This window comes from Ruminococcus difficilis (assembly GCF_016680995.1).
Map to the genome: position 1 here is coordinate 1 of NZ_JAEQMG010000116.1, position 7718 is coordinate 7718.

Annotated in this window: 8 protein-coding genes and 2 tRNA genes; 1 reads left to right on the top strand and 9 read right to left on the bottom strand. The window is 47.1% G+C overall.

All coding sequences use genetic code 11. The features are described from left to right. The 5 genes from JKK62_RS10860 to JKK62_RS10880 all read right to left on the bottom strand — a co-directional run. Window positions 1-509: 2'-5' RNA ligase family protein (locus JKK62_RS10860; RefSeq protein ID WP_201427918.1), on the bottom strand; the 509-nt coding region annotated here is incomplete at its 3' end. A 29-nt stretch (window positions 510-538) separates the two neighbouring features. Further along, window positions 539-1279, bottom strand: coding sequence for an EFR1 family ferrodoxin (locus tag JKK62_RS10865; protein ID WP_201427919.1), 741 nt, complete (start codon window positions 1277-1279; stop codon window positions 539-541). A gap of 94 nt (window positions 1280-1373) precedes the next feature. After that, window positions 1374-2048 carry a CPBP family intramembrane glutamic endopeptidase gene (locus JKK62_RS10870; protein ID WP_201427920.1) on the bottom strand — a complete coding sequence of 225 codons (675 nt, stop codon included), beginning with the start codon at window positions 2046-2048 and terminating at the stop codon, window positions 1374-1376. Between the two features lie 32 nt (window positions 2049-2080). Beyond that, complete coding sequence (locus tag JKK62_RS10875) at window positions 2081-3298, bottom strand: MalY/PatB family protein (protein WP_201427921.1); 1218 nt, start codon at window positions 3296-3298, stop codon at window positions 2081-2083. A gap of 163 nt (window positions 3299-3461) precedes the next feature. Beyond that, window positions 3462-3776, bottom strand: coding sequence for a recombinase family protein (locus JKK62_RS10880; RefSeq protein WP_201427922.1), 315 nt, complete (start codon window positions 3774-3776; stop codon window positions 3462-3464). Between the two features lie 41 nt (window positions 3777-3817). Here JKK62_RS10880 and fucO point away from each other — a divergent pair, with 41 nt between their 5' ends. After that, complete coding sequence (gene fucO / locus JKK62_RS10885; RefSeq protein ID WP_201427923.1) at window positions 3818-4942, top strand: lactaldehyde reductase; 1125 nt, start codon at window positions 3818-3820, stop codon at window positions 4940-4942. Between the two features lie 489 nt (window positions 4943-5431). On the opposite strand, the gene JKK62_RS10890 is transcribed toward fucO, so the two are convergent. The 4 genes from JKK62_RS10890 to JKK62_RS10905 all read right to left on the bottom strand — a co-directional run. Next, window positions 5432-5508: transfer RNA gene (locus tag JKK62_RS10890), tRNA-Pro, on the bottom strand. A gap of 31 nt (window positions 5509-5539) precedes the next feature. Further along, a tRNA-Gln gene (locus tag JKK62_RS10895) sits at window positions 5540-5613 on the bottom strand. A gap of 73 nt (window positions 5614-5686) precedes the next feature. Next, entirely contained in the window at window positions 5687-6679 is a 993-nt protein-coding gene (locus tag JKK62_RS10900; RefSeq protein WP_201427924.1) for an ATP-binding protein, read from the bottom strand. A 14-nt stretch (window positions 6680-6693) separates the two neighbouring features. After that, a partial coding sequence (locus JKK62_RS10905) for a DnaD domain protein (RefSeq protein ID WP_201427925.1) occupies window positions 6694-7718 on the bottom strand: 1025 nt, incomplete at its 5' end.

The window sequence follows — 7718 nt, forward strand, 5'->3', positions numbered from 1 at the left end:
ACGGGGAATGTAATTTTCACCAAGCCGACAGAGGTGTAAACACCCTCCAGCTTTTTGAATGCATGCAGAACCAAGTCGCTTGCCTTATAGAAAACGTTTTCTTCATCCTCCGAAGTCAGCGCGACCGTGCAGTGCGGCACCCAGCAGTCGGGCTGCTTGTACCACGCCCATGCCGACGCTTCAAATTCCTGCATCAGCACGTAAAGCTCGCTGTGCAGCTCATATATGCTCCTCGTCATTATCGGTGACAGGAAGATCGTTTTCGTGTAGTTGAACATTCCGACGGCATCAAAGAGCGCAGGGAATGTCTTATGGTCGTTTGCAAACTTTTCGAGCAGCTGTGCGCACCTGTCAACGTCAATATCATTGTAAACCGCCAATGTCACATGCGGTCTTGTTTTCCATTCCAGATACTTCGTGCTTAGTCCCGCGTCGGCGATCTTTTGCGCCAAGCGCATGATTTTTTCTTCTGTTACTTTGTCAAAATACATCTCGATTGCGTACATCATTTACACTAACACCTCGTTTTCAATATTTTTTACGGATGATGATACTGCCCGTGGCGCTTGGTTTTGCCGTCGCCGTACTGAATGGAGAATTTCGGGCACAGGTGCAGACAGCGCAGGCATAGCGTGCAGTGCTCCTTTGTCCAGACTGGCTTGCCGTTTTGGATTTTGATTGCCTGCACAGGGCATTGCTTGGCGCACAGGCCGCATCCGATACAAGAATCTTCAACATAGAAATTGCTCGTCCTGCGCGCTTTCAGATACATTTTATCCGACAACGTGCGGACAAAATACGGCGCTTTAGGCGTGGCGTGGTTGCCATTCACCCTCGCTTTGATATTTTCAATCAACTCCGCAAGTTTATTATCGGCTTCAACATTTTGACGGCGCACCTTTTCGGCGTCGCTCAGGTCAAACATCGGCGTCCAGTTGTCAGGCATTTTAAGGCTGAATGCAGCGTTGAGATCAATGCCCTTCTTTTGCAAAAGTTTCTTCGCGTCCGTTCCGCTGCAGCCCGGTGTTGTGCCGTAGGTCGCAATGGCGAAAGCGTAGATTTCTCCCTCTGCGGTTATGTTGGCTTTCTCCAGAAACTCGCGCATGATGGCGGGTACCTCCCAAAAGTGTGTTGGAAATACAATGCCGAAAATCTCACCTTTTTTCAAAGCAATTTTGCCGTCGCTGTCCTCAACAGAAACCGCCTTGTCATCGACCGCCGACGCGATTTGTTCGGCAACATATTGGCAGTTTCCCGTTCCGCTAAAATAGATTATCATCCGTATGCTTCCTTTCATTTCTTGTTTCCTGATAAATTGATTCTCGGATTCGGGTGATTCGTCACTGGAATAACGTTCAACAGTCATAAAATCACTAATAGAACAAACACGTCAGCAAATCCCAATACATATGCAGGGTAATCGGGATCCAGATGCTTTTGCTTTTTATAAATGACCAACTGAAAATGACGCTCAATATGGGCACACACAAGAAATTCAGACTTGTGAAACTATCAATAAACATTCCGTTTGCTATCCAGATCGGGAAATGGATCAGCAGAAACATGACCGCATTGATAATTATCGGCAGCCATTTTCTTTTTTCGCTGACGGAAACATTCAACAGCCAGCCGCGAAAAACCATCTCTTCCGTAATACCTACAAAAAGAACATCAATCAAATCGCTGCAGCTGAAGCTGTCGCTGACAGCCAATCCGCCTTTACGAATAAAAGTGCCAATAATCAAATAAACAGTAAAAACCAGATATACAGGGATATATTTAAGGAGCTTCACCCGATTTGTAAACATATCCTTTAATCCGATATATACTTCATCCCTGAAATACCGCACTAAACAAACCGCAGGCAAAACCCAGACCAGAACTTTAACGATTCCTTCTGTTATGAATGAAAGAATAACCTCGTCGGAAACAACACTTCCGACCGCGCTTCTGCCGAATAATTCCCACAACGCCCAGACTCCGTAAAAAACGAGAGAATAAATAATTATTATCGGTATTTTCGCTTTCTTTTCTGTTTTTACTTTCAATATTATGATCTCCTGAATTCCGATTTGCTCTTCTATTTCAAAAACACATATTTCTTCAATCTGTCCATCGCTTCCGTTACAAGCGAATGCGGCAGCGCGAGATTCATTCGGATTCCCCACGGATCGTGGAACGGCGCGCCCTGCTGCCACGCTACGCCGACGTCCCAGCCTCTTTGAATCAAATCGTCTATCCCGATTCCGTGCCGCTTGCAGTAAGCCTCGCAATGCAGGAACAGCATATAGGTTCCCTCGGGCTTTGATACCTCAACGCCGTCAAATTCGTTTTGAATAAACGAAAAAGCATCGTTGACATTCTCGGACAGCACCTTGCACAGCTCATCCACCCAAAGGTGTCCTTCAGGCATGTACGCGCCGATTAGAGCGTGCATTGACAGCACGTTCATCGAATTGTAGTGGCTCATATCCGATTGCTTTCTCATTCTGTCTCTGAGGTAATCGCTATAGATGACGTGATAGCTTCCGATCAAGCCCGCAAGATTAAAGGTCTTGCTGGGCGCGTAAACGGCTATAGTTCTGTTTTTCGCGTCATCGGAAATGCTCTGAGTAGGAATGTGCCTGTGTCCGTTGAGGAGAATGTCCGACCATATTTCGTCGGAGATGACAACGCACTGATTTTTGCGGAATATCTCCATCGCTTTTTCAAGCTCATCCTGTTTCCATACTCTGCCGCAGGGATTGTGCGGACTGCAAAGGATGACAAGGTGAATGCGGTTCTTTCGTATGCGTTTGTCCATATCCTCATAGTCCATCCGCCATACGCCGTTTTTGTCCTTCCTCAGCGGGCTCAGCTCGGCGACTCTGCCTGTATTTTCCAACACATGTGTAAAGCCGATATAGGTGGGGCTGTGCAGCAATATCTTCTCGCCGGGTGTGGTGAACGCCTGAATAGCCGTGCTGACGCAGCCGAGCACGCCGTTTTCGTAGCCGATGTTTTGGGCGCTCAAGCCCGTTACACCGTTGCGCTTTTCGTGCCAGCCGATGATGCTGTCGTAATATTCCTTTGTGGGGATGTAGTAACCGTAGGCAGGGTGTTCTGCTCTTTTGATGATTTCCTGCGGGATCGTGGGGACTGTGGGAAAATTCATATCAGCTACCCACATAGGGATAGCCGAAAAGCCGTCCTTCGGTTTTGTCGGAACAACCGCCCAACTGACGTAAGCGCCGATCGCGTCAACCGCCAATGCGTCCTTACCGCTGCGATCCATAATGGTTGTAAAATCGTAAGTCATAACCGTACACCCCACAGAAATTTTCTATGTTTTATCATAACAGAAAGCCGCGCAGTTGTCCATAACCGGCGCGGGAAAACTTTCTGTATGGGGATTTTTATTACCTTGTATGGATAACAACCCTCCGTGTGATTCCGGTGATTTTCTATTTATTTCATCTTAATCAAATATCACCAATAGTGCAAATGCCTTCAATTTCAAAAATGACGCTGACAGGATGCGGCAATTCAGATAATTCTTTGATAACTATCAAGCTGTCAGACAGTGATTGACAGAACTGACTGATGCTCTTTGTGATAATCAAATCAATCTTTCCTGATTTACAATCCGAGATTAGATTATTGAAAGACTCATGGTTTTGATTTGGGTTTCCATCTACAAACACATCGTCGCTGTAAATATCAATTAATTTCCAATTGGGATGTTCCCGTATTAAATTTTTATAATGATTCGCTTGATTTTCAAAAGAATCCTTCAAGGCGGAGCCGTTTGATAATGTGCGGGAATAAATAGCTAAACATGGTTTCCCACCACGGAAAGGGAGCGATTAAGGAAATTCCCTCAATCGCAAAAACAAAGGGCTTCAAGCATATTTTTGTATGCTCCGACCCCGACCTCATCAAATTTGGCGTGACAGCCAAGGTGACCAACTTGCTCGACGAGGCGGGTATTGCGTACACCGTTTATTCCGGCATCAAGCCCAACCCGACCATTGAAAACGTCAAGGACGGAATCGAGGCATTCAAGGCTTGCGGGGCGGATTCTATCATCACGATTGGCGGCGGTTCATCCATGGATACCGCAAAGGCAATCGGTGTCATTATTACGAATCCCGAATTTGAGGACGTCCGTTCTCTTGAGGATGTGGCTCCGACAAAGAATCACGCGGTCCCGACCATTGCGGTACCTACAACAGCAGGCACAGCGGCGGAGGTTACTATCAACTACGTTATCACCGACACCGAAAAAGAGCGCAAGTTTGTCTGCGTTGACGAACACGACATTCCTGAGGTTGCAATCGTTGACCCCGATATGATGTCCTCTATGCCGAAGGACTTGACAGCGGCAACAGGTATGGACGCGCTGACACACGCCATTGAGGGCTACACCACTAAAGCAGCGTGGGAAATGACAGATATGTTCCACCTCGAGGCGATCCGCCTGATCTCAAAGCACCTGCGCGGTGCGGTTGACAACATTCCCGAAAACTGCGAGGGGATGGCTATGGCACAGTATGTCGCGGGAATGGGCTTCTCCAATGTCGGTCTGGGAATTGCGCATTCCATCGCGCATACCCTCGGCGCGCATTACGACACACCTCACGGTGTTGCCTGCGCGATGATGCTCCCGATTGTAATGGAGTACAATCAAGAATACACAGGTGAAAAATTCCGTGAAATCGCTCGCGCTATGGGTGTTGAAGGCGTTGACGATATGTCGCAGGACGAGTACAGAAAAGCGGCGATTGACGCGGTGAAGAAGCTTTCCAGTGATGTCGGAATCCCCGAGAAGAACGAGAGGGTTAAGGCAGAGGATTTGGATGTCCTCGCCGCCGACGCTTTTGCCGATGCTTGCCGTCCGGGAAATCCGAGGGATACAAGCGTTGAGGACTTAAAAGAGCTGTATAAAAAAATTATGGTTTAATATGCAATAATCTTAAATGACTCTCAAATCTATGGTCTAAACGATAACCCCAATATCTAAACGATAGCCGAAGGTCTAAACTTTTCCTACCATAAACCTAAACGATAGCTTTCAAAAGTCTAAACGATAGCTCCGATGGTCTAAACGATAGGTCTTTCATTATTATAAACATCAAATCTTGATAGTTCTAAATCCTTAAAACTACGCTTATCCCATGTTTTTAAATATGCGCCATATGTTCCTGTTGTATTGGAAACGGACGGTAACTATACTTTGCATATATATAATAAACAGCTCCCGAGGCTTCAATAACTTCGGGAGCTTTTTTTACTGTGTATTTTCTGTGTAGAATATGTCTTTTTAAGTATCTTCAACTGTCTGCAACTGTCATTGATAAAATCGAACTTTTGCCCATCGATTTGTTCAGTGTTTATGCGGTTTTCGGCTGTTTACGGCAAAAGAAAAAGCCCTGATTTCAAATCAGAGCTTTGGTCGAGGTGACAAGATTCGAACTTGCGACCCCATCGTCCCGAACGATGTGCGCTACCAAACTGCGCTACACCTCGAAAAAAACAGCCTCGAGAAACTCGAGGCTTTTGGCAGCGGAATAGGGATTCGAACCCCAACAAACAGAGTCAGAGTCTGTCGTGCTACCGTTACACCATTCCGCTATGTGTTTGCATCCCGTATGCAACAGTAGTTATTATATATTATTTAGGACGTTTTGTCAAGGGTTTTTGAAAATTAATTTAATCTTTTTTTCGCGATTCTTATATCTCTGCCAAAGAAGTTAAGTTTTTCGGCTTCTCCGTTCAAACGTGAAACCAATCGGTTCGAATATGTCTTTTCCAGTTCACGCATTGTGAGGTTGGTGTTGATTATAACCGGCTTGCGCGAGAGCAGCCGCGAATTAATCAGATTGTAAATGTGCGAAACCGAGAACTGACTGTTGAATTCCGTACCGAGATCGTCGATAATCAGCAGGTCGCAGTCAGTCGCCATGTCCAGCAGCTCGTCGTTTTCGGTTCTCCGGCGCATTTGGGTTTCGTAATGCGCGATAATCGCGGGAGCCGAAACATAGATTACCCCGTATCCTCTGCGGATAACCTCGTTTGCAACGGCGAGGGAGAGGTGGGTTTTTCCCAGACCGGTCGCGCCGCACATCAGCAGGCTTTTCGAGTTGGTTGTAAAGTTATGCGCATAGCTTTTGCAGTAGCGAACAACTCTATCCATGTGCTGACGAGGATTAATGCCGTTCTGGTCTGCTTCGTCGGGGTAGAAGTCAATGCGGAAGCTGTCGAAGGTCGAGAGAGTCAGCGGTGCGTGACGGTTCAGTTCTTCGCAGGCGCATTCGGTCAGTGCTTGTTTCAGACAGCCGCACATCAGCGTAATGCCGTTCTCGTCGTAGTATCCCGTGTCCGAGCAGCGTTTGCAGGTGTAGTCCGGTTCGAGAGCGTCAGCGGAATAACCGTTTGTGACAAGAAGCTGCTTAAGCTCCTCCTGCATAGAGAGGTTTTCGTTTTTCAGCCTTTCAAGCTCCTCGGCTACGTTTCCGCCGGCTACAACCGCTCTCGCGGCGCGGATTCCACTGTTTCCGATACCTTTTTCAAGCTCTGCAGCTCGCGGAAGCTTTGCGAAGATTTCCTCGCGTCTGAAATCCGCGTTGCGGCGAGCCTCCAGACGTCTTTGCGCAAGCCTGTCAGCCGCCTTTTTTTGAATTATGCTGCTGTATCCCATAAAGTTCTCCCGTGTTATTCAAAATCATCAAGTCTGTTAATCTGTTCAAGCTCCTCAATATCATATGAGCTGGCTGCGGAGACAGGTTCCTTTTTCTTTTTTGCGTTCTCAAACTGCGCAAGATCGTTTTTATTGCGGATTCCGTTGCTGTGCCAGCGCTTTAATATGCCGTCAATATAGTTGAACTTCATTTCGCCTTTTGTGTCCACACAGCGCTCGTACGCCTCGCGAAGCATATCGGGAGAGAACTTCCATTCCGAAACCCAAGTATTGCAGTAGTCAAGCTGTTTTTTGCTAGGCGAACCGGCGTTTTTCAGTCCGAATGACGAGGAAACAATAGAGTAGCATTTTGTTCGCTGGGTTGCGAGACGGATTTTGTTGTCGGCTTCCTCAACCGAATTAACGCCGTCGTTTGCCCAAGAAACGCCGAGCCTTTCAATCGTGCGCATATTGCCCTTGTCAAGGCTGATTGCGTACTGAATGAGCATCAGTATTACGTCCAGCGGAAGTCCGCAGGTGTCCTTAAGCATGAGCAGCGTCGAGATATCAGCGGTTGACAGCGTCTTGCCCAGCGCTGTTTGTGCTTCGCTTACTATAATTTTCAATTCTTCGTCAACCGCAAGCTGCTGCACCGTGAACACGTAGTCGGGCTTTTGCGGCTTTGTGACCGTGAAATGCGGCTTTTCAGGTTCCGCAGGGATTTCCTCGGCTATGGGGGTTTCCTTTACCTCCGGTTCCTGAAAAACAGGTTCCTGCAGTGATGATATTTCTTTTTCAGAATTATTCACAGGCGAATAAACCTGATTGTCCTTTTGAAGAATACCCATGCTTACCCAGTAATCAAGCGCTTCGGGAATATCCGTTACATTCACGCCGGTGCAAGCCGAAATATCCTTGTTGTCAAGCGTTTTGTCCGCATTGCGCAGAACATAGAGGAGTACTTTCAGTTTTACTCCGTCCGAAAATTTCAGACCCTCGTCAACAACCTTTGAGGGCACTGCAAAAACAGAGCGCCATGCTCCGAGATTAATCGTTACCG

Bases quoted from the DNA above. Each gene is read 5' to 3' on its own strand.
- fucO (WP_201427923.1), top strand. From the start codon at position 3,818: ATGGTTTCCCACCACGGAAAGGGAGCGATTAAGGAAATTCCCTCAATC.
- JKK62_RS10865 (WP_201427919.1), bottom strand. From the start codon at position 1,279: ATGATAATCTATTTTAGCGGAACGGGAAACTGCCAATATGTTGCCGAA.
- JKK62_RS10875 (WP_201427921.1), bottom strand. From the start codon at position 3,298: ATGACTTACGATTTTACAACCATTATGGATCGCAGCGGTAAGGACGCA.
- JKK62_RS10900 (WP_201427924.1), bottom strand. From the start codon at position 6,679: ATGGGATACAGCAGCATAATTCAAAAAAAGGCGGCTGACAGGCTTGCG.